We start from the raw sequence: 23,026 nt of genomic DNA, 5'->3' as shown, positions 1-23,026 counted from the left end.
GCGTGGGGCTCTTCTTCGTCAGTACTGGATACGCGGGTCGAAGAGCCTGTAGCTCAGGTCGATCAGCAAATTGATCAGCACGTACACGCCCGCCGACAGCAGCAGCACGCTCTGGATCACCGGGTAGTCGTGCCGCTGCACCGAGTCGATCACCAGGCGGCCCACGCCGGGAATGGCGAACACCGTCTCCGTGACCACCACGCCGCCGATCAGCAGCGCGATGCCCGCGCCGATGGTGGTGGCGATGGGAATGGCCGCGTTGCGCAGCGCATGCCCCAGCACCGGCAGCACGCCCAGGCCCTTGGCGCGGGCGGTGCGGATGTAGTCTTCATGCAGCACCTCGAGCACGGTAGCGCGCGTCATGCGCGTCACCAGCGCGATGTACACCAGCGCCAGGTTCACGCAGGGCAGCACCAGCGAGCGCAGCCATTCGCCGGCGCCGTCAGTGAAGCGCACGTAGCCCTGCACCGGAAACCACGGCAGCTGGATGGCGAAGCTGTACACCAGCAGGTAGCCCACCAGGAACACCGGCACCGAAAAAGCCAGCACCGCGAACAGCATCACCAGCCGGTCGATCCAGCTTCCCGCGCGGTAGGCCGCGAGCGTGCCCAGCGGCACCGCCACCACCAGCGTGATGAGCATGGTCAGCGCGGCGATCGACACCGTGGGCTCCAGCCGCTGGCCCAGCAGCTGCGCCACCGGCACCTGCGTGAAGATCGAGGTGCCGAGGTCGCCGGTGAACAGCTTGCCCAGCCACAGCGTGAACTGCTGCCACAGCGGCAGGTTCAGCCCGAGCGTGGCGCGCAGCTTCTCGATGTCCTCGGTGGTGGCGAGGTCGCCCGCGATGAGCGCGGCCGGGTCGCCCGGCGACAGGTGGATCAGCAGGAACACCACCACGGCCACCACCGCCATGACCGGAAGGGTCGAGAGAAAACGTCGAACGATGTAGCCCATGGAGTGACCTGCGTGCGCTGTTCGTGCGCGTTACTTGTCGAGCGCCCAGAACACCGGCATGCCGGCCCAGAGCTTGTCCAGCCCCTTGAGGCTCGAGCGCGCGGCATACGCGGCCGAGTACTGGCCCGCGTTGATGTACGGCACGGCCTGGTAGGCGCGGGCCTGGAAGGCGTCCAGCAGTTCCTTGCGCTTGGCGGGCACGGTCTCTTTCAGCCAGGCGGTGCGCAGCTCGTCGAGCGGCTTGTCGCAGGGCCAGCCGGGCAGCGTGTTGCCGCAGGCCGCGCCCAGGTACGCGTTGGCGATGGGCGAGTTGGCGTCGAACTCGCCGGCCACCGTGACGTACATGTTCCAGCCGCCGGCATCGCCCGCGTCGCGCTTGGCGCGGCGCGCGCCGATGGAGGCCCAGTCCATGGTCTGGGCGTCGACGTTCAGGCCGATGCTTTTCATGGTCTGCGCGGCCATCAGCGCCTCGGCGTTGAGGTAGGGCACGTCGCTGGGCACCATCAGCACCACCTTCTCGCCCTTGTAGCCGGCGTCGGCGAGCATCTTCTTGGCCTTGGCCACGTCGGCCTTGCGATAGGGCTCTGCGCCGGCGGACGTCTCGTTGGGGCTGCCGCAGATGAAGTAGGTGGCGCAGTAGGCCATGCGCATGTCCAGCGGGAAGCCCATGCCGGCCATGAAGCGTTCCTGGCTCACCCCCTGCAGCAGCGCCTGGCGCACCTTCGGGTTGTCGAAGGGCGGGTGCAGCTGGTTCATGACCAGAAACGCCTGGTAGGCGCCGCCGGAGCCGATCTTGATGTTGGAATCGGTGCGCAGCGGTGCGATGTAGTCGGGCGGCAACTGCTCGATGAAATCGACCTCGCCGCGCTTGAGCGCCGACACCGCGCTGTTGGCGTCGGGCAGGTAGAGCCATTCGACGCGCTCGAAGTTGCTCTTCTTGCTGCCCGCCAGCCCGTTCGACGGCTCGCTGCGCGGCACGTAGTTGGGGTTGCGCACGAACACCGTCTTGTTGCCCGGCACCCATTCGTCGCGCTTGAAGATGAAGGGGCCGGAGCCCAGCACTTCGGGCAGCGGCGCGGAGGCGGGCATCCTGGCCAGGCGCTCGGGCAGGATCACCGGCGGAAAGCCCGAGGGCTTGGCCAGCGCGTCGAGCACCATGCCGAAGGGCTCGTTCAGCGTGAGCGCGAGGGTGCGAGCGTCGGTGGCCTTCCATTCGGCGCCGACGGCCGTCATGGCGCGGCCCAGGCTGTCACGCGCGGCCCAGCGCTGCAGCGAGGCCACGGCGTCGGCCGCCGTCACTGCGCTGCCGTCGGAGAACTTCAGGCCCGGGCGCAGGGTGAAGCTCCACTGCTTGCCGTCCTTCGAGGTGGTGTATTTCTCGACCATCTGCGGCTGCGGCTTGCCGGTCGAGTCCTGTGCGAACAGGGTGTCGTAGACCATGTAGCCGAAGTTGCGCGAGATATAGGCCGTGGTGAAGGTCGGGTCGAGGATCTTCAGGTCGGCGTGCGCCACCACCTTCAGGGTCTTGGGCTGCGTCTGGGCGATCGCCGGGAAGCTCGCCGCGCAAGCGGCAAGGGCCATGGCAGCGAAGGCGGCAAGCGTTCGTCGTTTCATCGTCGGTTCTCCGGTAAAGGCTGAAAAGAAGCAAGCCACACCAACTCGCGAAACGCCGCGGAACCGGCTTTGCCGGGCCGCTGGCGTTGCCCCCTGGAAGGGGGTTGGAGGCCACACGAAGTGGGCAAGCCTGGGGGTCATGCTGTGATCGGCCACTTGGGCAGGCGTGCCTTGCGGTAGGGCAGGGTCGTGAGGTCGAGCGTCACGGCGCCCGGCGCGCCCGCGTAGATGACGTGCTTCGCCACCTTGGAGTACGACGCGTAGAAGTGCTGCGAAGACTTCACGACCACGATCTTCTTCGCGGCCAGGTCGCAGCCCAGTTGGGTGAACAGGTCGGTGCCCATGGCCTGGTTGCGCCGCGTGATCAGCACGATCTCGATGCCGCCCGCCTCGACCAGCGCGCAGTCGCCCATGGCCGTGGGCGTGTTCGACAGGCCGGTCATCACCAGGTCGTGCATGAGTGCCTTCACGGTGCAGTCCAGGTCCAGCGGGTCGCCCGACAGCGGGCTGATCTTGCCGCCGATGCGCATCTGCAGCCTGGCGCCCACGCCCGCGTCGAACGCGATGCGCACCGCGATCGGGTCCCACATCGGGCCGAGTGCCGCGTTGGTGATGCCGCGCTCCAGCATGCGGCGCAGGATGAAGGTGGAGTCGCTCGCCGCGCCGCCGCCGGGGTTGTCGGCACCGTCGGCCAGCACCACCGGGCCGCCGTCGAAGGCCAGTGCTTCGTCGAGCGAGGCGTCGATGCTGGGGTAGTTGACCGTGAGGCCGTCGCGCATGGCGATGACTTCGTCTGCCAGTTGGCGTGCCAGCGCATCGGCCTTTGCCTGGTCGCCGTCGGTGTACACCAGCACCTTGGTGCCCATCTCGGGCACGTCGCCCCACGAGAAACCGTGCGTGAGCGAGACCGAGAGCACGCCGTCTTTTCCTTCGAGCGCCTGCATGCGCTCGACGAAGCTGCGCGCCGGCTCGCGCGAGGTGTGCACGGTGACGATGATGTCGCAGTCGACCATCGCATGCACCGGCTTGACCTTGCCTTCGACCGCCGCGGCGCAGATGTCCACCAGCTCCAGCCCGCGCTCGAGCACGTCGGTGTGCGGATATTCCTTGAAGGAGACCATCACGTCGGCGTTGTCGACCATCGCGGGCGTGAGGTGGTTGTGCGGATCGAGCTCGGCGCCGATGACCACGTCGGGCCCGACGATCTGCCGCACGCGCTGCAGCATGTCGCCTTCGCAGTCGTCGTAGCCGTCGGCCACCATCGCGCCGTGCAGGCCGAGCAGCACCATGTCCACCGGCAGCGCGGCGCGCAGGTCGGTGAGCATTTCGTCGCGCAGCGTCTCGTAGGCGTGGCGCGTGGTGATGCCGCTGGGCTGTGCGCCGGCCACCATGCCTTCGAGCAGCGTCCAGCCCTTTTCCTTGCCGCGGATGCGCGCTGCCCACAGCGGGCCCGAGTAGATCGTCAGCGCATCGGGATGCTGGCCGGCGGGGAAGTAGCCGCGGTCCTTGAAGGAGGCGAGGCCGGTCGGCATCGGGCCGAAGGTGTTGGTCTCGGTGGCGAGGGAGGCGCTGAAGACACGCATGGATGGTCTCTTTTGTGGTTGTGGGTTTTTTCTGCTCAGGCCGCGGCGGCAGTGCGCAGCCGCTGCGGGCCGAGCATCTCGGCGGTGAGCCCGAAGTCCGCGATGCGCTGTGGCAGCGGCAGACCGCGCGCCAGTGCGGCGCAGGCCTCGCCCATGGCAGCCGAGGTCTGGATGCCGTAGCCGCCCTGCGCCGCCACCCAGAAGAAGCCGGGCGCGGCGGGCTCGAAGCCGCCGACCAGGTCGCCGTCGGCCACGAAGGAGCGCAGGCCCGCCCAGGTGCGCGTGGGCCGGCGGATGCTGAGCGTGGTGGCTTCCTCGATGTGGTGGATGGCGTAGGCGATGTCCAGCTCTTCGGGCTGCACGTCCTGCGGTTCCACGGGGTCGGCGTTGGCCGGCGAGCCCAGCAGCATGCCGGCGTCGGGCTTGATGTACCAGCTCTCGTCGGCGCCGAACACCATCGGCCAGTGGGCCACGTTCTCGCCCTCGGGCGGCGCGAAGATGAAGGCCGAGCGCCGGCGCGGCTCGATGCCCAGCGGCGGCACGCCGGCCAGCCGCGCGATGGTGTCGACCCATGCGCCGGCGGCGTTGAGCACCACGGGGGCTTCGTACACGATGCCGCCTGCGGTCACGCGCCAGACATCGCCCGTGCGCTCGATGGCCGTCACACCCGCATCGCACACCAGCTTGCCGCCGGCCTGCCGCATCCCGCGCAGGTAGCCCTGGTGGATGGCGTGCACGTCCATGTCGGCGGCGTCGGGCTCGTACACGGCGCCCTGCACTTGTTCAGGCCGCAGCGCGGGCACCAATTCGCGGGCCTGCTCGCCGCTCAGGCGCGAGGCGCCGGTGTCCATGGCGCGGAGCACTTCCCAGTGGGCTTCGAGCTCGGCCATGTGCTCGGCGCCCGCGACCATCATGGCGCCGCGCGGCGTGAGCAGCGGGTGCTCGGAGAAGCCTTCGGGCGGATGTTCGAGAAAGGCGCGGCTGGCCATGGTGAGGGCGCGGACCTGCGCCGTGCCGTAGCTCTCCATGAAGAGCGCGGCCGAGCGGCCGGTGGAGTGGTAGCCCGGCTGGGACTCCCGCTCCAGAAGGATCACACGGGCGTGCGGCGCGAGCCAATGGGCCACCGAAGCCCCGGCAATGCCGCCGCCAATCACAAGGTAGTCGGCCACGAGGGGCGTTGGTGTGTTGGAAGTCATCGGCGAAAAGTGTAGGAACAAATTTGCGGATACGCAAATTAAAAACGACCAACCAAGGGGAAACCATGGTGCACCATGGCGGTGAAATTTGCGTTCACGCAATTTGCGGATACGCAACTTCCGGGCCCGGCAAGCGTCTGCCCGCATGGATGGCGCGGCTGCGGGCTGGCAGAATCTCCTTGCATCACAAGAGAAAGCCAAGCGTGAATCCACACACAGGGACCAAGCCGGCGACCAGGCCGAAGGACGAGCCGCCCACGCTGGACCGCACCACTTTCGGTCATCGCCTGCGCAGCGCGCGCAAGCGGTTCGGCTGGACGCTGGCGCAACTGGCCGAGCGCTCGGGGGTTTCGATCACCACCATCTCTCGCGCCGAGCGCGGGCAGCTTGCGCTGGGCTACGAGAACTTCACCGCGCTGGGCCGCGCGCTCGAGATGGACATGAACGCGATGTTCGCGGGCGCCGGCGTCAAGCCCGCGCAGCTCGACGGCCCGGTGGTCACGCGCGCGGGCAAGGGCGTGGTGTACCGGGGCTTGTCCATTGCCTACGAGTTCCTGGGCACCACGGCAGCCGGCAAGCAGATGAGCCCGATCGTCGGCACAGTGCATGCGCGCCGCATCCACGGGCCGGAAGACTTCGTGCGGCATGCGGGCGAGGAGTTCGCCTATGTGCTGTCGGGCGAGATCGACGTGCACTTCGACAACGGCGAAGTGCTGCGCCTGTCGCGCGGCGACTCGCTGTATTTCGACAGCCGCCTGGGCCACGCCTACGTGAGCGTGAGCCGGCAGCTCGCGCGCATCGTCGGCATGACGATCGGCGAGAGCGGGCACATGAAGTCGGCGCGAGAGGCTCCGGCGTTGAAGCCGCCGCGCATCGTCAGGGCGAAGGCCGAGCCACCCGCGAAGAAGCGGGCGGCACGCGGCAAGGGTTGAGGGGCGAGGCGAGGCGGCGGGTGTCGCCGATTTGCTGGCGAACCTCAACGCCGCCGATATGCTGTGCGCCGCTCATCAACCAGAGTCGACAACGCACATGACCAAGCACTCCCCCTTCTTCGCACTTCGTTCCGTCGCCGCTGCATGCGGCCTCGCATTCGCAGCCATGGTTGCCGCGCACGCCGCACCCGACGCCAGGTTGCTGGCCGCCGCCGAGAAGGCGCAGCCGGCAGTGATCGACAACCTCAAGGAAATGGTGCTGATCGAGTCGGGCAGCCTCAACGTCGACGGCCTGCTCAAGATGGCCGACGTGGTGGAAGGGCGCCTGAAGGCCGCCGGCTTCAAGACCGAGCGCCGCAAGGCGACGGCCGGCGCGGGCGCAGACATCGTGATCGCCACGCTCAAGGGCACTGGCAAGCGCAAGATCATGCTGCAGGGCCACATGGACACGGTGTACCCGGCCGGCATCCTGAACGGCCAGCCCTACAAGGTCGACGGCAACCGCATCTATGGCCCCGGCATCGCGGACGACAAGGGCGGACTTGCGGTCATCATGGCCTCGCTGAAGATCCTGGCCGACGCCGGCTGGCGCGACTACGACACGCTCACCGTGGTGATGAACCCCGACGAGGAAGTGGGCTCGGTCGGCTCCGGCGAGCTGATCGCCACCATGGCCGACCAGCACGACACGGTGCTGTCGTTCGAGCCGACGGCGGCCAAGTCGGTGGCCAAGGGCGAATCGCTGTTGCTGGGCGCAGCCGGCATCGCCACCGCCACGCTGGAGGTGAAGGGCCGCGCGGCACACGCTGGCGCCGCGCCCGAGCTGGGCCGCAACGCGCTGTACGAGTTGTCGTACCAGATGCTGCAGACCAAGGACCTCGCCAAGGACATCCCCGGCGTGACGCTCAACTGGACCGTGGCGCGCGCCACCGGCCCGCTCAACCAGATCACCGAGAAGGCGCAGGCGCAGGGCGACGTCCGCATCACGCAGCCCGGCGCGGAGAAGAAACTCAACGAAGCGCTGCAGGCGAAGGTTGCGGCCGGCAAGCTGATTCCCGACACCGAGACCACCGTGAAGGTGGAAGTGGGCCGCCCGGCCTTCATTGCGGGCGAGAAGGGCCGCGCGCTGGCCGAGAAGGCGCAGGCCATCTACAAGGAAATCGACCGCGACCTCGCGCTCACGCCCATGACCGGCGGCGGCACAGACGCGGGCTATGCGGGCCGCTCTGGCAAGGCCACGGTGGTCGAGAGCTTCGGCCTCGCGGGCTTCGGCTACCACGCCCGCGACGAATACATCGAAGTCGATTCGATCGTGCCGCGCATCTACCTCGTCACGCGGCTGCTGACCGAAATCGGAAAGAACTGAGCAGCGAGCGTTGCTGAAGAAAAGAGCCGGCCTGCGCTAGCAGCCGGCTCCCCGCTCAGGGATGCTGTGGCGGTTGCCCCGGCTCGCCGGGGCGGGGTGGGCGATGGGCGGCTGCGGCCGCCGCTGCAGCTGCCACGCGCTGTTGCTGCTGTGCCTGTTGCTGGGCGTGCTGCTGCTGCTGCGCCTGTTCTTGCTGCATGCGCTGCTGCTGTTGCTGTTGCTGTGCCTGCTGTTGTTGGCGTTGCTGCTGCATCTGCATCGCTTGTTGCTGCTGTTGCTGGCGGGCCTGGTTCTGCGCCTGTTGCTGCTGCAGTTGCTGTTCGCGCTGGTGCTGCATCTGTTGCTGCTGCTGTTGCGCCTGGGCCTGCTGTTGCGCACGCGCTTGCTGCTGAGCCTGCCGTTGCTGCTCCATCTGCTGGCGCCTTGACTGCTCCTGCGCCTGCTGTTGCTGGCGGGCCTGGTTCTGCGCCTGTTGCTGCTGCAGTTGCTGTTCGCGCTGGTGCTGCATTTGTTGTTGCTGCTGTTGCGCCTGGGCCTGCTGCTGCGCATGCGCTTGTTGCTGAGCCTGCTGTTGCTGCTCCAACTGCTGGCGTCTTGATTGTTCCTGCTGCGCCTGTTGTTGCTGGCGTTGCTGCTCCTGTTGCTGCACGCCTGGAGGCTGGCCCGCGAGGCGCGCAGGCTGGTGCTGCTGTTGTGCCTGCTGCTGACGGCGCAGTTGATCCTGCTGTTGCTGCTGCTGGAGTTGTGCTTGCTGCACCTGCTGCCGCTGTTGTTGCTGCAGTTGTTGCGCGTGGAGCTGCTGTGCCTGTTGCACCTGCTGTTGCTGAGCCTGCGCTTGCTGCTGCGCGCGCTGCTGTCCCTGTTGCTGCATCTGCTGCTGGCGCAACATGGCTTCCTGCTGGCGGGCCTGCTGTTGTTGCTGCTGTTGGGCCAGCGCAGCTTGCTGCTGCATCTGCTGTTGCTGCTGCGGCGCAAAGCCCGGAGCGGCCGCGAAGTTGGGTGCGCCAGCGCCTGCCGGGAGCCCGCGCGGCGCACCGTTATTGTTGTTGTAGACGTTGCGCACGTTGGTCACACTGTTGACCACGGTGGTCGAGCGCGAGACGTAGGTGTTGTTGTTGTAGACCACGGCAGGGCGGTAGGCCGGCGGCGGCGGTGCGCCGGTGTCGCGGCCGCGCCAGCCCGGTGCGCCCCAGTTCATGTTCCATGAATGCCAGCCCCAGTCGTGGCGCTCCAGTGCGGCACCGACCACGATGCCGGCACCGAAGGCAAGTGCGCCCGCCGCGATCACCTGCCCCTGGCTGTAGCCCGGCGCCACTTCGACCGCCGGTGCGTAGGCGTAGCCCGGGTACACCGGCTGGGGCGTGCCGTAGATCACTTGCGGGTCATAGGCGGGCACGTACACCACGTCGGGCTGCACCGGTTCGATGGTGATGTACTGCGGCGGGGCCTCGATCACGGGCGGGCCGCTGTAGTACACGGCCTGCGAATCCGGCGCGGGTGCGTAGTTCTGCGGCGTCGTCGCGGCGGTGGCCACGCGCAGCTTGTCGTTGTTCTTGAGGCGACCGGCCTTGGCCGCGCGTTGCCGCATGACCTGGATGGCGTTCATCACGTCTGTCGGGTCGTTGTAGTAGGCCTTGCCCAGCGATTCGGTCCACGGAATGTTCGCGGCCATCTGGTTGACCACGCTGCGGAAAGCGGTGAGCGACTTCACGCTCGGATCCCATGGTTGCTGGTTGGCCGCGTCGGCCAGCGGGCCGGCCTTGAGGTTGGGGTTCCGCGCAAGCCAGTCGTGCGCTGCGGTGATCTGTTCGGGATAGGTTGCGCCGGCCAGGATCTGCGCTATCAGCTTGTCCGGATAGAGCGCGATGGGCGCGACCATTTCATAGAGCTTGTCGGCCGACGGCGGCGTGTAGGCCACCGGCACCGCCGCGGCGGGTGCATTGGTCTGCGGGACCGAGGGTGCTGGAATCGAAGAGGCGGCGGGGTCGATGGCGGCAGCCGTCGTGCCGGGTGTCTTGTTGTCGCAGCCGGCGAGGGCAATGGCCCCTATGCACAGCGAGATCGTAAGGAGCCGCGGGACCGTTGGGCGATGGTTTCTTGTCATCTGGAGTTCCTTGTAGCGCCGGTGTCGTGCCCGGAACTCTTTCAACGGCGCGCGGCAACAGGCGATGACAGAGCCTGCGCCGTGGATGCAACGGTCTGTGTCGGCGACGCGCCGTCAACCCTGTCGGCGCGGGACCACAGTCCGCTGCTGTCGGCCCAAAGACCTACTTGGCGCCGCCCGTGTACTTGGTCACATTGGCCGCGCTGACGTGGTAGCCGCTCACGCCCATCATGGAGTCGTTGCGCAGCGTCTGCAGCTTGCCGGTCACCCACACGGTGTCCATGGCGCGGAACTTGGCGCCCTTCTGCGGCACCACGTGCAGGATCTGGTTGGCCGGCGGCGGCGGCGTGTGGATGCAGGCGCCGAAGTAGGGCACCAGCAGGAACTCGGTGACCTCGCCCTTGGCTTCTTCGAGCGGCACGATGAAGCCCGGGATCTTGACCTCCATGCCATTCATGGCGGGGTTGGTCGGTGCGTTGTTCGACACCTCCTGCATCTTCATGAGCAGCTCGTTGGCGCGCGGGTCGCCGTCATCAAGTGCGCTCAGGTCCATGCCCTTGAACTCCTTGGCCGGGTCCCAGTCCTTGGGCACCAGCTCTTCCCAGGTGATCTGGCGCGGCTGGCCCGGCGTGGCCTTGGCGGCCGCCGGGGCTGCTGCCTTGCCGCCGAGCGGGTTGGTGGCCGTGGTGTCCTTGGGTGCCGGGTCGGCGGCCCAGGCAGCGGCCGCGAGGCCGGCACCGGCGAGCAGCATTGAAAGCCGCATGAAAGGCTGGACCGTGGGTGTCTTCTTTGCGATGCGCATGTTCATATCCTTGGGGAAAGGCCGTCCGCCAGCGAGAGGCGGTAGGCGCGGATGCCAGGCAAGAGGCTTGCCAGCCAGCCCGCGACCAGCAGGCTCGCCATCAGCAGCCATTCGTTCAGTGTAGGTTCGGAAAGGCTCAGTGTCAGCCCGAACTGCGCCTGCAGCCATGGGGAGAGCAGGGCGATGCCCAGCACTGCCATCACCACGCCGAAGGCAACGCCCAGCACCGTGACCATCGCGCCTTCGAGCGCGAGCAGCGCCAGCACGTGGCGCAGCCCTGCGCCCACGGCGCGCAGCACGGCGAGTTCGCGGCGGCGCTCGTTGAGGCCCGCCATCACCACCGACACCAGCCCCGCGAGGCTCACCAGCGCGACCAGCGCCGACATCAGCAGCAGCGCGTTCTCGCCGATGCCGATCACGCTCCACAGTTCGTCGAGCGCCACGCCGGGCAGGATGGCCATCAGCGGTTCGCCGGTGTAAGTGGAGATCCAGCGCTGCACGCCGAACACGGCGGCGCGGTTCTTCAGGCCCACCAGCGCGGCCGTCACGTTCTTGGGCGTGAGGTCGAACTTGCGCACCTGCTCGGCCGGAATGTGCACGCCGGGCATCGGCGCGCCGCCCACCCATTCGAGGTGGATGGCTTCCATGGCCGGCAGGCCGATGTGCACCGTGCGGTCGACCGGCGTGCCGGTTCGCGCGAGCACGCCCACCACGGTGAAGGGCTTGTCGGCATGCTCGGCCACGTTGAGTTCGCCGCTGCCGTGCGCGAGCGTGATCTTCTGGCCCACGTGGTAGCCGAGCTTGTCGGCCACTTCGGCGCCGACCACCGCGTCGAAGAGCTCGCTGAAGGGCTTGCCCTCGCGCATCTTCAGCAGTTGCCTGTCGCCGTAGCGAAAGCGCGTGAAGTACTCGGGCGAGGTGGCCAGCACCGCGAAGCCGCGATGCGAATCGCCCAGCGACAGCGGCACCACCCAGTCGACACCGGGGTGCGCCTGCAGCGCCTGCACGCTCTTCCACGAGATGTTGTTGGTCGCCGCGCCGATGCGGAACACCGAATACAGCAGCAGCTGCGTGGAGCCGGTGCGCGCGCCCACGATCAGGTCGGTGCCGGAAACAGAAGACGCGAAGTTCTCGCGCAGCTCGGTGCGGATGCGCTCCACGCCCAGCAGCAGGAAGGTCGACAGCGCGATGGAGAACACGGTGAGCGCGAGCGTGAAGCGCCGGTTCCATGCACTGCGCCAGGCAATCGAGAACAGGGCCTTCATGCGTCCACCGCCATTGCGCTGGCGGCCGCGCGGTTGATCTCGGGCAACAGCACGTGCCGCACGAAGCGCTGCGCGATGCGCTGGTCATGGCTCACGAACACCAGCGCGCTGTTGTTCTGCGCGCAGGCCGTCAGCAGCACGTCGAGGAAGGCCTCGCGGCGGTCTTCGTCGAGCGCCGAGGTGGGTTCGTCCGCGATCACCACTTCGGGCTGGCCGATGAGCGCGCGCGCCGCGGCCACGCGTTGCTGCTGGCCGACCGACAACTGCAGCGCCTGTCGCTTCCAGAGGTTGCGGTCCAGGCCCATCTGCGCGAGCAGGTGCTCGGCCTCGTCGCGGGCGCTGCCGTTGCGCGCGGCCTGCGCCTCGCGCCGCGCGGAGAAGCGGCAGGGCAGCAGCACGTTGTCGATCACGCTCAGGTACGGCAGCAGGTTGAACTGCTGGAAGATGTAGCCCACGTGCGCCACGCGGCTGCGGTCGCGCTGGGTGCCCGAGAGCTTCGACCAGTCGTGGCCCAGCAGCGTGACGCGGCCTTCGTCGGCCACCAGCACGCCGGCCAGCAGCGACAGCAGCGTGCTCTTGCCGCAGCCGCTGGGGCCGTGGAGGAACACCGATTCGCCGGCGGTGATGCGAAAGGCCTCGATGTCGATGCATGGCGTCTTCACGCCGGGCCATGAGAAGCGCAGCGCTTCTGCAGCGAGAACGACGCGCAATGCCGGCGTCTCGCCCTGCGGGGAGTTGCTCACAGCGTCACTTGCCCCAGCTCAGCCGGACCGGCTGCGACGCCTGCGCGCCGGCGGGGCGCTTGAGCTGGCGCTTGAACTGGCCTTGCGCCGAGGCGATCTGCGAATCGATCTGGCGCAGTCCCTTGAACGCGCCGAACAGGTTCACGTCGATGAACTTCGCGGCGGCCGCATTGGTGCAGTTGAAGGAGAAGGTGGCGTCGAGGTCGGCATGGCCGACGGGTTCGGCCGGGTCGGGGTTGCCCAGGCCCAGTGCGCCCGAGCGCAGGTCGACCGGGCCCAGCTTGCAGTTGGCGGCCGGGTCGACGATGAAGAGCTTGTCGGCCGCGCGCAGCACGGCCACGGCGTCTTCGACGGCTTTCTTCTCGGCGTCTGTCTTGGGGGCGCGTTCGAAGCCGACGATGTTGTCCAGCGGCGACTCCATGTCGATCACCACCGTGGGCCCGTCGACGGCCACGTCGAGCTTGAGCTGGCCGTGCACGTGCGCATGCTGCTGCTGTGCCTGCGCGGAAAGGAACGGGGCGGCCGCGAACAGCGCGGCTGCGATTGCGAGACCGGTGGTGCGTCGGAGTCGGGTGTGCTTCATGGTTCAGCGCCTTGCCGGGTCGGCAGCCCCGGCGTGTTGCTCCATTCGCTCCAGCTGCCGGCATAGAGCGCGGTCGTCCCGAACCCCGCGATCTGCATCGCGAGCAGGTTGGGCACGGCGCTCACGCCACTGCCGCATTGGTGGACGACGGTCGCCGGGTCGCGTCCCGCGAGCAGCGATTCGAACTCGGCACGCAATTGCGATGCCGGCTTGAACTTGCCGTCCGGGCCGATGTTCTCGGCGAAGGGCCGGTTCAGGGCCCCGGGGATGTGACCGGCGATCGGGTCCAGAGGTTCCACCTCGCCGCGGTAACGTGCGCCGGCGCGTGCGTCGATCAGGTTCTGGTCAGGCTGGCCGAGCCGGCCCAGCACGATGTCGGTGGTCACGAGCTTCGCAATGGGCTCGCCCGCCACGAAGTTCGACTGGAAGCGCGCGGGCTCCTCGCGGTCGGTCACCTCGCCGCCCGCGGCCTGCCAGGCCTGCAGCCCGCCGTCGAGCACGGCCACTGCGTCGTGGCCCATCCACTTGAGCATCCACCACAGGCGGCCGCAGTAGTTGGCGCCGTTGCGGTCGTACACCACGGCCTGCATGTCGTTGGCAAAGCCGATGCCCGAGAGCCATGCCGCGAACTTCTCGCGGCTCGGCAGCGGGTGGCGCCCGCCCGATGCGGGAACGCCGTCTTCCTGCGCTGTCACGACTTCGCCGTGGGCGCCCGGTGCGCCGTGCTTCGCGCTGAGGTCGGTGTCTAGGTTGGCGTACAGCGCGCCCGGGATGTGCGCGGCGGCGTACAGCTGCGCACCGGCTTCGGGCTTCATGAGGTCGAAGCTGCAGTCGAACAGCATGAAAGGCTTGTCGCCGGCCTGCAGTTGCCGCAGCTGGTCGACGGTGACGAGGGTGGTGTACATGGCGTTTGTCCTTCGTTGCCGGGGCCGCGCGGGCCCGCTGTTTCGATTCAGTTCAATGTTCTTCGGCAGGTGCCTTGGGCACCGCCCGTTGCCGCAACACAGTTGCGGCAATGCCGCTTGCGATGATAAGAGCCATGCCGCCCCAGCCGGAGGCGTCGATCCGGTCGTTGAACAGCACCACGCCGTAGAAGGCCGCGAAGACGATGCCCGAATACTGCAGGTTGGCCACCACCAGCGTACCGGCCTGGGTCTTGGCGGTGGCGTAGGCGCGGGTCATGCACAGCTGTCCGAGGGCGGCGAGCAGGCCGATCGGCAGCAGCCACAGCGCATGCTGCCATGTCCACGAGGCACCCCCCGAAAACCCCGTGGCCGCCGTGGCGAAGGCACCAGCCACTGCCGAGCCGACCGCGAAATAGAACACCGTGCGCAGCTCGGGCTCGCCGATGCGCGACAGCGCCACCACCTGCATGTAGGCAAAGGCGGCGGTCAGGCCCGACAGCAGGCCCAGCATGCCGGCGAAGCCTTCGTTGCCGCTGACCGTGGGCTTGAGCATGAGCACGACGCCCGCGAAGCCCGCGAGCACCGTCATGGCCAGCGTGCCCTGCAGCGGCGGGCGCTCAACCCGGCCGTCGCGCCCGGGCACCGGCACCCAGGCCAGCAGCGCGCCGCCGACCAGGAAGGCCGCGACCCACACGCTGCTCATGTAGTTGAGCGTGACGGCGGTGGCCAGCGGCAGGTGGGCGATGGCATAGAACCACGCGCCCAGCGAGATCACGCCGATGGTGCTGCGCCAGGCGTGCATGCCGGGGTACCGGGTGGCGAGCGAGACGCCGCGGTTGCGTGCCAGCAGCCACAGGAACACGATGCCGATGAGGCCTCGGCCCAGCACCATCTCGCCGCTGTTGAACCACTCCGAGGCGATTTTCACGACCACGCTCATCGTGGCGAACAAAAAGGCGCCGAGCACCATCCAGAGCGCTTGCATCGTCAGTCAGTCTCGAAAACTAGAAGGAAATAAAAAAGCCCGATGGTTTCATCGGGCCGGAGGCGGCAGGGGCTCAGGGCTGCTGCATTGCAGCCTTGTACCACTCGTGGAACTGCTGCATGCCGTCTTCCATGGGGCTCTGGTAGGGGCCGGTCTCGTTGTCGCCGCGCAGCATCAGTGCGCGGCGGCCCGCGTCCATGCGCTCGGCGATTTCGTCGTCTTCCACGCAGGTTTCCATGTAGGCAGCCTGCTGGGCTTCGACGAATTCGCGCTCGAAGGCGACGATTTCCTCGGGATAGAAGAACTCGACCATGTTGAGCGTCTTGGTCGGGCTGACCGGGTGCAGGGTCGACACGGTCAGCACGTGCGGATACCACTCGACCATCACGTGCGGGTAGTAGGTCAGCCAGATGGCGCCGTACTTCGGTGGCTTGCCGTCGCGGTACTTGAGCAGCTGCTCCTGCCATTTCTGGTAGATCGGGCTGCCCGCGCGGCCCAGGCGGTTGGCCACGCCCACCGTCTGCACCGAATAGCGCGGCTTGAACTCCCAGCGCAGGTCATCGCAGGTGACGAAGCTGCCCAGCCCCGGGTGGAACGGGCCTACGTGGTAGTCCTCGAGGTAGACCTCGATGAAGGTCTTCCAGTTGTAGTTGCACTCGTGCAGTTCGACGCGGTCGAGCGAGTAGCCCGAGAAGTCGAGGTCGGCCTGCGGGCCGAGACCGGCCATGTCGGCGGCCACGTCGGGGCCGGAGCCGTCGGCGTTCTTCTCGAACAGAAGGCCGTTCCATTCGGTGAGCGGGTAGTTGTGCAGGTTCAGGCAGGGGTCCTGCTCGAAGTGCGGTGCGCCGATCAGGGTGCCGGTGGTGCGCGAGTCGCTCGCGGCGTAGGTCCAGCGGTGCAGCGGGCAGACGATGTTGCCGCCGGTCTGGCTGTCGAGCTGGCCCCGGCCCTTCAGGATCAGGGCCTGGCGGTGGCGGCAGACGTTGGAGATCAGCTCCACGCCCTTGGGCGTGTGGACCAGCGCACGGCCCTGGTGCTCCTGCGGCAGGGTGTGGAAGTTGCCCTGCTCGGGCACGGCCAGGCGATGGCCGACGTAGCGGGGCCCTCGCGAGAAAAGGTTTTGCATTTCGCGGGCATAGAGCGCCTCGTCGAAATACGCGGAAACTGGAAGTTGGCTCGCGGCCTGCTGCAGTTGAAGACTTAAATCAGACATGGATGACCTGACCAAGCTCCCCACAGGGAGAAAAAGGAAAAAGAACGGAAAGGCGCCGCCTGGATGGCTCGGCGGCCCGAAGAATGTGCTGGCGTTGCCAACGAGAGAAGTTCGCATTGTACCCGGGGGGCATCTTTTGGCTCGATCCGTGGCGGGGTGGCCCGCAGGCGCTGGCCGCTTGTTCCCGTCCCAGTCCTAAAATGCCCGGTTTCACCCACGTTTCGCTTGCATGCCCAAGGTGCCAACCCCTTCCTCGTCCAGCCCGGCGGCAACGCCTGATACGGGCCCGCTGCCCGCCAGTTACGAAGCCGGGCTCCAGGAGCTGGAAAAGCTGGTTGCGGAACTCGAATCAGGCCAGCTCCCCCTCGACCAGCTGCTCGTCAGCTACCAGCGCGGCGCCGCGCTGCTCGCCTTCTGCCGCGACAAGCTGCAGGCGGTCGAAGACCAGATCAAGGTGCTCGATGCGGGCAGCCTGAAGGTCTGGACTTCCGAATGAGCACGGCCACGATCACGGCTTCCCCCCGCTGGGACGCAAAGACCCTGGCCGCCTGGTGTGATCCCCACCTGGCGAACGTCGAGGCGGCGCTGTCGCGCTGGGTCGGCGTCGACGCCCCCGTGCTGCTGGGCGACGCCATGCGCTATGCCGTGCTCGACGGCGGCAAGCGCCTGCGGCCGCTGCTGGTGCTGGCCGCCAGCGAGGCCGTCGGCGGCAACAAGGCCGCCGCGCTGCGCGCCGCATGCGCCACCGAGCTGATCCACGCCTATTCGCTCGTGCACGACGACCTGCCCTGCATGGACAACGACGTGCTGCGGCGCGGCAAACCCACGGTCCACGTCAAGTTCGGCGAGGCCGACGCCCTGCTGGCCGGCGACGCGCTGCAGGCCCTGGCCTTCGAGCTGCTCACGCCCGAAGGCGACGAGGTTCCCGCTGCCACCCAGGCCCTGCTGTGCCGCCTGCTCGCACGTGCCGCTGGCAGCCAGGGCATGGCCGGCGGCCAGGCCATCGACCTGGCCAGCGTCGGCATCGCGCTCGACGAGGCGCGGCTGCGCGAAATGCATCGCCTGAAGACCGGCGCGCTGCTGCAGGGCAGCGTAGAGATGGGCGCCGCCTGCGGCGCCGTGACGCCCGCCGCGCTGGCCGCACTGCGCGACTACGGCGCGGCCATCGGCCTCGCATTCCAGGTGGTCGACGACATCCTCGACGTCACCGCCGACTCGCAAACCCTCGGCAAGACCGCCGGCAAGGATGCCGCGGCCGACAAGCCCACCTACGTATCGCTGCTCGGCCTCGACGGCGCGCGCGCCCAGGCCCGCCAGCTGCTGGCCGACGCGCTCGCCGCGCTGGAAAAGAGCGGCCTGGCCGACACTGCCGCCCTGCGTGCACTGGCCCACATGGTGGTCGACCGCGATCGCTGAGAGAAAAGAACAAACCTCCCCCATGGCTGCTCCGCTGCTTCCCACACTCCACGACCCCGCGCCGATCCGCAAATACGACCGGGCGCAGCTGCGCCAGCTGTCCGACGAGGTGCGCGCCTGCGTGCTCGACAACGTCTCGCGCACCGGCGGCCACCTGAGCTCCAACCTCGGCACGGTCGAGCTGACGGTCGCGCTGCACCACGTGTTCAACACGCCGCACGACCGGCTGGTGTGGGACGTGGGCCACCAGACCTACCCGCACAAGATCCTCACGGGCCGGCGCGAGCGCATGCCCACGCTGAGGCAGATCGGCGGCATCTCGGGCTTCCCGCAGCGCAGCGAGAGCGAGTACGACACCTTCGGCACCGCCCACTCGTCGACCAGCATCTCGGCCGCCCTGGGCATGGCCATGGCCGCCAAGCAGAAGGGCGAGGACCGCCACACCGTGGCCATCATCGGCGACGGCGCGCTCACCGCCGGCATGGCCTTCGAGGCGCTGAACAACGCGGGCGTGTGCGACTGCAAGCTGCTCGTGATCCTGAACGACAACGACATGTCGATCAGCCCGCCGGTGGGCGCGCTCAACCGCTACCTCGCGCAGCTGATGAGCGGCAATTTCTACGCCGCCGCCAAGAGCGTGGGCAAGAGCGTGCTGCGCAATGCGCCGCCGCTGTTCGAGCTGGCCAAGCGGCTGGAGCAGCATGCCAAGGGCATGGTCGTGCCGGCCACGCTGTTCGAGCAGTTCGGCTTCAACTACGTCGGCCCGATCGACGGCCACGATCTCGATTCGCTGGTACCCACGCTCGAGAACCTCAAGCATCTCGAGGGTCCGCAGTTCCTGCACGTGGTCACCAGGAAAGGCCAGGGCTACAAGCTGGCCGAGGCCGACCCGGTGGCCTACCACGGCCCCGGCAAGTTCGATCCGCAGGTGGGGCTGGTCAAGTCCACCGCCGCGGCCAAGCAGACCTTCACGCAGGTGTTCGGCCAGTGGCTGTGCGACACGGCCGCCGCCGACGGCCGCCTCGTGGGCATCACGCCCGCGATGCGCGAAGGCTCGGGGCTCGTGGAGTTCGAGAAGCGCTTCCCCGGCCGCTACTACGACGTCGGCATCGCCGAGCAGCACGCCGTGACCTTCGCTGCCGGCCTGGCCTGCGAAGGGCTGAAGCCGGTGGTCGCGATCTACTCGACTTTCCTGCAGCGCGCCTACGACCAGCTGATCCACGACGTGGCGATCCAGAACCTGCCGGTAGTGTTCGCGCTCGACCGCGCGGGCCTGGTGGGTGCCGACGGTGCCACGCACGCGGGTGCCTACGACATTCCGTTCCTGCGCTGCATACCGAACATGAGCATCGCGTGCCCGGCCGACGAGCGCGAGTGCCGCCAGCTTCTGACCAGCGCCTACGAGCAGAGCCATCCGGTGGCGGTGCGCTATCCGCGCGGCTCGGGTGCCGGCGTGGCGCCGCATCTGACGCTGGACGCGCTGCCTTTGGGCAAGGGCGAGATCCGCCGCGAGGGCAAGCGCATTGCGATCCTCGCCTTCGGCACGCTGCTGTATCCGGCGCTGACGGCGGCCGAGTCGCTCGATGCGACGGTGGTCAACATGCGCTGGGCCAAGCCGCTGGATGTGGAACTGCTGCTGCAGGTCGCGCGCACGCACGATGCCATCGTGACGCTGGAAGAGGGCGCCATCATGGGCGGTGCCGGCAGCGCGGTGCTCGAGGCGCTGCAGGCTGCCAACGTGCAGAAGCCGGTGCTGCAGCTGGGCTTGCCCGACCAGTTCGTGGAGCACGGCGATCCGGCGAAGCTGCTGGCCGGCATCGGGCTCGATGCGGCGGGTATCGAGAAGTCCATCGCGGACCGCTTCGGCCGCGCCTGACCCGGATTCGCTCCTTCCCCCGCTGGGGGAAGGCTGGGATGGGGGCAAGCGGCCTGAAAAAAGCCGCAGCATTTCAAAGGCCGCCGTGCCCCCGCCCCGACCCTCCCCCAGCGGGGGAGGGAGGAATACCGAAGACCCGTCAGCTCCCCAGGTACGCGTCCTGCACCTTCGGGTTGCCCAGCAGCTCCCGCCCGGTGCCCGACAGCACGATGCTGCCCGTCTCGATCACATAAGCCCGGTCCGCGATCTTCAGCGCCTGGCGCACGTTCTGCTCCACCAGGAAGATCGTCAGCCCCTGCTTGTTGATCTCGCGCAGCGTGCGGAAGATGTCCTGCACGATGATCGGCGCCAGGCCCATCGAGGGCTCGTCCAGCAGCAGCACGCGCGGCTTGGCCATCAGGGCGCGGCCGATGGCCAGCATCTGCTGTTCGCCGCCCGAGAGGTTGCCGGCCAGGCCATCGGCCCGGTCCTTCAGCACCGGGAACAGGGTGTAGATGCGTTCCAGGTCGGCTGCGCGCGCGGCCGCACCGTCGCGGCGCGTGTAGGCGCCGAGTTCCAGGTTGTCGCGCACCGTGAGCGTGGTCAGCGTGGCGCGGCCTTCGGCCACCTGTACCACGCCGCCGGCCACGATCTTGTGGGGCGACAGCGCCGTGATGTCCCGGCCCGCGAACAGCACGCGTCCGCTCGTCTTCTTGACGAGGCCCGACAGCGCCAGCAGCGTGGTCGACTTTCCCGCGCCGTTGGCGCCGACCAGCGTGGTGATCTGCCCTTCGTGCAGTTCGAAATCGATGCCCTTCACCGCCTGCACATGGCCGAAGTTCACCTTCAGGTCCTGCACCTGCAGCAAGGGGTTGCTCGTCTTACCGGCGCTCATGCCGCGGCCTCCTGGTCGTTCGTGGCTTCGTCGTCCTCGCGGCCGAGGTAGGCCTCGATCACCTGCGGGTCGTTGCGGATCTGCTCGGGCCCGCCGCGCGCGATGATGCGGCCGAAGTTCAGCACCGCGATCTGCTGGCACAGCCCCATCACGAAGCGCATGTCGTGCTCGATCATGAAGACCGTGAAGCCGCGCGCCGCGATGTTCTCGATCTCGACCATCAGCTCGCTCTTTTCCGTGCTGTTCATGCCGGCCACCGGCTCGTCGAGCAGCAGCAGCGTGGGCTCGGTGGCCAGCGCGCGCGCCAGCTCCAGCTTGCGCTGGTCGCCGTACGAGAGGTTGTCGGCCACGTCGTTGGCCTTGTGGTCGAGCTTGACCCAGCTCAGCAGCTCGCGCGCGCGGTCGCGGGCGCGCTTTTCCTCGCTGCGGAACAGGCCAGTGCCCGCCAGCAGGCCCAGCGGGCCGTAGCGCAGCTTGGCGTCCATGCCGACCGTGACGTTCTCCAGCAGCGACATCTCCTTGAAGATGCGGATGTTCTGGAAGGTGCGCGCGATGCCGCCACGCGTGATCTGGAAGGGCTTGCGGCCCGCCAGGTCCCGGCCCTGGAAGTGGATCGTGCCGCTGGTGGTGGGCAGCAGGCCGGTGATGAGGTTGAACACCGTCGTCTTGCCCGCGCCGTTCGGGCCGATGAGCCCGAAGATGCCGCCCTTGGGAATGTCCAGGTTCACGTCCTGCAGGACCTTGAGTCCGCCGAAGTGGCGAGACACGTTCTTCAGCGTCAGAAGAGTCTGTTCGCTCATGCTGCGCTCCCCTTGCGTCCGAACCACTGGCGGATGCGCGCCGGGTCCCAGATGCCCTTGGGCAGGAACAGCACGATCAGCACCAGGATGAAGCCGTTGACCACGAGGCGGAACGCGCCCAGGCCGCGCAGCATTTCCGGCAGCAGCGTGAGGATGGTGCCGCCCAGAACCGGGCCGGTGAGGCTGCCGATGCCACCGAGGATTGCCATCGTCAGGATGTCGACCGCGCGGTTGAAGCCGTACTCGGCCGGGCCGATGAAGAAGGTCAGGTGCGCGTTCAGCGTGCCCGCCAGGCCTGCAATGGCGCCGCCCAGCACGAACGCCAGCATCTTGTGGCCCGCCACGTCGATGCCCATCAGGCCGGCGGCGGTTTCGTCTTCCTTGATGGCCTCGAAGGCGCGGCCGACCTTGGAGCGGCGGATGCGCCACAGCACCAGCAGCACGAGCGCCAGCGCCAGCGCCACGTGCCACCACTCGGTGGATTGCGGAATGCCGTTCAGGCCCAGCGCGCCGCCCGTGAGCGACTCGGCGTTCAGGATGGCGATGCGCACCACCTCGCCGAAGGCCAGCGTGGCCATGGCCAGGTACACGCCCGACAGCCGCAGCGTCGGCTTGCCGATGATGAAGGCGACCAGCGCCGGCGCGGCCATGCCCGCGGCAATGGCCACCGGGAACGGGGCGCCGTAGTTCAGCGTGAGGATCGACGCGGTGTAAGCGCCGATGCCCATGAATGCGGCATTGGCCAGCGCCAGCATGCCGCAGGCGAGGGTGAGCCAGATCGAGAGTGCCAGCAGCCCGTTGATGCCCAGCGAGAGCACCAAGTTGCTGTAGACCGACCAGAAGTTGTCGAGGGCTTCCATGTCAGACCTTGCGCTCCTTCAGCGAACCAAAGAGGCCCTTGGGACGAACCAGCAGCACGAGGAACAGCAGGCCGAAGGCCACCGCGTCGCGCATGTTGGAGCCCACGTAGGCCACCGACAGCACCTCGGCGAAACCGAGGAACAGGCCGCCCAGCAGCGCGCCGCGGATGTCGCCCATGCCGCCCAGGATGATGACCGCGATGCCCTTCTCGAGCATCGGCTGGCCCATCAGCGGGAAGAGCGCGTTCGAGTACAGGCCGATCAGCACGCCCGCCACGCCGCCCAGGCCGGCCGCCACGAACGAGGTCAGGAAGAACAGGCCTTCGACGTTCACGCCCACCAGGTAAGCCGCCTTGGGCGACTCTGCGATGGCGCGCAGCGCGCGGCCCAGTTGCGTGCGCTGCAGCGACAGCATCAGCACGCCCATCAGCACGAACGACGCGAGCACGATGCCCAGTTCGAGCACGGTGACATGGATGCCGGCGAACACCAGCGCGTCGTCGGGAATGGTGCCGGGCGGGAAGCGCAGGTTCTCCGCGCCGAAGATGCCCTGGATGCCGTTGTTCAGGATGATGGCCACGCCGATGGTGGCGATCATCGGAATCAGGTGGGGTGCGTTGCGCTTGCGCAGCGGTTTGAGCACCAGCACGTCGATCAGGAACCCCATGACGCCGCAGAACGCGAAGGCGAACGGCAGGCCGACCCACAGCGGCATGCCCGACACGCGCATGAATTCGGCCGCGGCATACGCACCGACCATGAACACCGCGCCGTGCGAGAGGTTGATGACGCCGAGCACGCCGAAGATGAGTGTGAAGCCGAGCGCGAAGAGTGCGTAGACGCACCCCAGCGACAAGGCATTGACAAGCTGCTGATCGAGCACGATGGGCTTTCGTCAAGTCAAAAAAGAAAACGGCGCAGTGACTGTCCTGCGCCATATGCGGGAGGCATGGCG

The 23,026-nt window shown here is 68.0% G+C and carries 21 protein-coding genes; 5 read left to right on the top strand and 16 right to left on the bottom strand.

The window, feature by feature from the left end:
- Positions 1-18 precede the first annotated feature (18 nt).
- From ACQY8B_RS16375 to ACQY8B_RS16360, 4 genes are all read right to left on the bottom strand, one after another.
- On the bottom strand, positions 19-954 hold the full coding sequence (locus ACQY8B_RS16375) for an ABC transporter permease (protein WP_422087682.1): 936 nt from the start codon (positions 952-954) through the stop codon (positions 19-21).
- Positions 955-984: 30 nt separating this feature from the next.
- Complete coding sequence (locus ACQY8B_RS16370) at positions 985-2,568, bottom strand: ABC transporter substrate-binding protein (protein ID WP_422087681.1); 1,584 nt, start codon at positions 2,566-2,568, stop codon at positions 985-987.
- A gap of 137 nt (positions 2,569-2,705) precedes the next feature.
- The gene (locus ACQY8B_RS16365; protein WP_422087680.1) at positions 2,706-4,151 is read right to left on the bottom strand and encodes a M81 family metallopeptidase; all 1,446 of its coding nucleotides are present in this window, start codon (positions 4,149-4,151) and stop codon (positions 2,706-2,708) included.
- Between the two features lie 35 nt (positions 4,152-4,186).
- Complete coding sequence (locus tag ACQY8B_RS16360) at positions 4,187-5,347, bottom strand: NAD(P)/FAD-dependent oxidoreductase (RefSeq protein ID WP_422087679.1); 1,161 nt, start codon at positions 5,345-5,347, stop codon at positions 4,187-4,189.
- A gap of 203 nt (positions 5,348-5,550) precedes the next feature.
- Here ACQY8B_RS16360 and ACQY8B_RS16355 point away from each other — a divergent pair, with 203 nt between their 5' ends.
- The gene (locus ACQY8B_RS16355) at positions 5,551-6,279 is read left to right on the top strand and encodes a helix-turn-helix domain-containing protein (protein ID WP_422087678.1); all 729 of its coding nucleotides are present in this window, start codon (positions 5,551-5,553) and stop codon (positions 6,277-6,279) included.
- A gap of 97 nt (positions 6,280-6,376) precedes the next feature.
- Positions 6,377-7,645: a M20/M25/M40 family metallo-hydrolase gene (locus ACQY8B_RS16350; RefSeq protein ID WP_422087677.1), complete on the top strand. Its 1,269-nt coding sequence runs from the start codon at positions 6,377-6,379 to the stop codon at positions 7,643-7,645.
- Between the two features lie 55 nt (positions 7,646-7,700).
- Here the strand turns inward: ACQY8B_RS16350 and ACQY8B_RS16345 are convergent, their stop codons facing one another.
- The 8 genes from ACQY8B_RS16345 to ACQY8B_RS16310 all read right to left on the bottom strand — a co-directional run bounded on the left by ACQY8B_RS16345 (position 7,701) and on the right by ACQY8B_RS16310 (position 16,245).
- Positions 7,701-9,749, bottom strand: a complete 2,049-nt coding sequence (locus tag ACQY8B_RS16345) for a DUF3300 domain-containing protein (protein WP_422087676.1) — start codon at positions 9,747-9,749, stop codon at positions 7,701-7,703.
- Positions 9,750-9,912: 163 nt separating this feature from the next.
- Complete coding sequence (locus tag ACQY8B_RS16340) at positions 9,913-10,551, bottom strand: DUF3299 domain-containing protein (protein ID WP_422087675.1); 639 nt, start codon at positions 10,549-10,551, stop codon at positions 9,913-9,915.
- Positions 10,552-10,553: 2 nt separating this feature from the next.
- Positions 10,554-11,816, bottom strand: coding sequence for an ABC transporter permease (locus ACQY8B_RS16335; RefSeq protein ID WP_081266856.1), 1,263 nt, complete (start codon positions 11,814-11,816; stop codon positions 10,554-10,556).
- Positions 11,813-12,559 carry an ABC transporter ATP-binding protein gene (locus tag ACQY8B_RS16330; protein ID WP_422087674.1) on the bottom strand — a complete coding sequence of 249 codons (747 nt, stop codon included), beginning with the start codon at positions 12,557-12,559 and terminating at the stop codon, positions 11,813-11,815. Before ACQY8B_RS16330 ends, ACQY8B_RS16335 begins: the two co-directional genes overlap by 4 nt.
- A gap of 4 nt (positions 12,560-12,563) precedes the next feature.
- Positions 12,564-13,142 (bottom strand): DUF2796 domain-containing protein, encoded by a 579-nt coding sequence (locus ACQY8B_RS16325; RefSeq protein WP_422087673.1) that lies wholly within the window; start codon positions 13,140-13,142, stop codon positions 12,564-12,566.
- Complete coding sequence (locus tag ACQY8B_RS16320; RefSeq protein ID WP_422087672.1) at positions 13,139-14,047, bottom strand: sulfurtransferase; 909 nt, start codon at positions 14,045-14,047, stop codon at positions 13,139-13,141. Before ACQY8B_RS16320 ends, ACQY8B_RS16325 begins: the two co-directional genes overlap by 4 nt.
- A 52-nt stretch (positions 14,048-14,099) precedes the next feature.
- Positions 14,100-15,032: a DMT family transporter gene (locus tag ACQY8B_RS16315; protein WP_422087671.1), complete on the bottom strand. Its 933-nt coding sequence runs from the start codon at positions 15,030-15,032 to the stop codon at positions 14,100-14,102.
- 73 nt (positions 15,033-15,105) lie between these two features.
- A complete protein-coding gene (locus ACQY8B_RS16310; RefSeq protein WP_422087670.1) occupies positions 15,106-16,245 on the bottom strand; it encodes an aromatic ring-hydroxylating oxygenase subunit alpha in 1,140 nt (379 codons plus the stop codon).
- A 229-nt stretch (positions 16,246-16,474) separates the two neighbouring features.
- On the opposite strand from ACQY8B_RS16310, the gene xseB reads away from it, so the two are divergent.
- The 3 genes from xseB to dxs are packed head-to-tail and all read left to right on the top strand — an operon-like array spanning position 16,475 to position 19,537.
- Positions 16,475-16,741: an exodeoxyribonuclease VII small subunit gene (xseB, locus tag ACQY8B_RS16305; protein ID WP_081266851.1), complete on the top strand. Its 267-nt coding sequence runs from the start codon at positions 16,475-16,477 to the stop codon at positions 16,739-16,741.
- Positions 16,738-17,661, top strand: a complete 924-nt coding sequence (locus tag ACQY8B_RS16300; protein WP_422087669.1) for a polyprenyl synthetase family protein — start codon at positions 16,738-16,740, stop codon at positions 17,659-17,661. Before xseB ends, ACQY8B_RS16300 begins: the two co-directional genes overlap by 4 nt.
- Before the next feature lie 22 nt (positions 17,662-17,683).
- The gene (gene dxs / locus ACQY8B_RS16295) at positions 17,684-19,537 is read left to right on the top strand and encodes a 1-deoxy-D-xylulose-5-phosphate synthase (RefSeq protein ID WP_422087668.1); all 1,854 of its coding nucleotides are present in this window, start codon (positions 17,684-17,686) and stop codon (positions 19,535-19,537) included.
- Positions 19,538-19,676: 139 nt separating this feature from the next.
- Here dxs and ACQY8B_RS16290 read toward each other — a convergent pair whose 3' ends face one another.
- From ACQY8B_RS16290 to ACQY8B_RS16275, 4 genes are read right to left on the bottom strand one after another with little or no spacing between them, the layout of a single operon-like run.
- Positions 19,677-20,411: an ABC transporter ATP-binding protein gene (locus tag ACQY8B_RS16290; protein ID WP_422087667.1), complete on the bottom strand. Its 735-nt coding sequence runs from the start codon at positions 20,409-20,411 to the stop codon at positions 19,677-19,679.
- A complete protein-coding gene (locus ACQY8B_RS16285; protein ID WP_422087666.1) occupies positions 20,408-21,211 on the bottom strand; it encodes an ABC transporter ATP-binding protein in 804 nt (267 codons plus the stop codon). Before ACQY8B_RS16285 ends, ACQY8B_RS16290 begins: the two co-directional genes overlap by 4 nt.
- Positions 21,208-22,071 (bottom strand): branched-chain amino acid ABC transporter permease, encoded by an 864-nt coding sequence (locus ACQY8B_RS16280; RefSeq protein WP_422087665.1) that lies wholly within the window; start codon positions 22,069-22,071, stop codon positions 21,208-21,210. Before ACQY8B_RS16280 ends, ACQY8B_RS16285 begins: the two co-directional genes overlap by 4 nt.
- A 1-nt stretch (position 22,072) precedes the next feature.
- A complete protein-coding gene (locus tag ACQY8B_RS16275) occupies positions 22,073-22,954 on the bottom strand; it encodes a branched-chain amino acid ABC transporter permease (protein WP_422087664.1) in 882 nt (293 codons plus the stop codon).
- Positions 22,955-23,026 lie beyond the last annotated feature (72 nt).

This window comes from Variovorax sp., from assembly GCF_965279555.1.
GTDB lineage: Bacteria > Pseudomonadota > Gammaproteobacteria > Burkholderiales > Burkholderiaceae_C > Variovorax.
This window is presented reverse-complemented; position numbering and strand designations above follow the sequence as displayed.

Coding starts and splice junctions, on each gene's coding strand:
- ACQY8B_RS16285 (WP_422087666.1), bottom strand. CDS start 21,211: ATGAGCGAACAGACTCTTCTGACGCTGAAGAACGTGTCTCGCCACTTC.
- dxs (WP_422087668.1), top strand. CDS start 17,684: ATGGCTGCTCCGCTGCTTCCCACACTCCACGACCCCGCGCCGATCCGC.
- ACQY8B_RS16325 (WP_422087673.1), bottom strand. CDS start 13,142: ATGAAGCACACCCGACTCCGACGCACCACCGGTCTCGCAATCGCAGCC.
- ACQY8B_RS16345 (WP_422087676.1), bottom strand. CDS start 9,749: ATGACAAGAAACCATCGCCCAACGGTCCCGCGGCTCCTTACGATCTCG.
- ACQY8B_RS16300 (WP_422087669.1), top strand. CDS start 16,738: ATGAGCACGGCCACGATCACGGCTTCCCCCCGCTGGGACGCAAAGACC.
- ACQY8B_RS16350 (WP_422087677.1), top strand. CDS start 6,377: ATGACCAAGCACTCCCCCTTCTTCGCACTTCGTTCCGTCGCCGCTGCA.
- xseB (WP_081266851.1), top strand. CDS start 16,475: ATGCCCAAGGTGCCAACCCCTTCCTCGTCCAGCCCGGCGGCAACGCCT.
- ACQY8B_RS16335 (WP_081266856.1), bottom strand. CDS start 11,816: ATGAAGGCCCTGTTCTCGATTGCCTGGCGCAGTGCATGGAACCGGCGC.
- ACQY8B_RS16310 (WP_422087670.1), bottom strand. CDS start 16,245: ATGTCTGATTTAAGTCTTCAACTGCAGCAGGCCGCGAGCCAACTTCCA.
- ACQY8B_RS16370 (WP_422087681.1), bottom strand. CDS start 2,568: ATGAAACGACGAACGCTTGCCGCCTTCGCTGCCATGGCCCTTGCCGCT.
- ACQY8B_RS16340 (WP_422087675.1), bottom strand. CDS start 10,551: ATGCGCATCGCAAAGAAGACACCCACGGTCCAGCCTTTCATGCGGCTT.
- ACQY8B_RS16290 (WP_422087667.1), bottom strand. CDS start 20,411: ATGAGCGCCGGTAAGACGAGCAACCCCTTGCTGCAGGTGCAGGACCTG.
- ACQY8B_RS16280 (WP_422087665.1), bottom strand. CDS start 22,071: ATGGAAGCCCTCGACAACTTCTGGTCGGTCTACAGCAACTTGGTGCTC.
- ACQY8B_RS16320 (WP_422087672.1), bottom strand. CDS start 14,047: ATGTACACCACCCTCGTCACCGTCGACCAGCTGCGGCAACTGCAGGCC.
- ACQY8B_RS16360 (WP_422087679.1), bottom strand. CDS start 5,347: ATGACTTCCAACACACCAACGCCCCTCGTGGCCGACTACCTTGTGATT.
- ACQY8B_RS16375 (WP_422087682.1), bottom strand. CDS start 954: ATGGGCTACATCGTTCGACGTTTTCTCTCGACCCTTCCGGTCATGGCG.
- ACQY8B_RS16365 (WP_422087680.1), bottom strand. CDS start 4,151: ATGCGTGTCTTCAGCGCCTCCCTCGCCACCGAGACCAACACCTTCGGC.
- ACQY8B_RS16315 (WP_422087671.1), bottom strand. CDS start 15,032: ATGCAAGCGCTCTGGATGGTGCTCGGCGCCTTTTTGTTCGCCACGATG.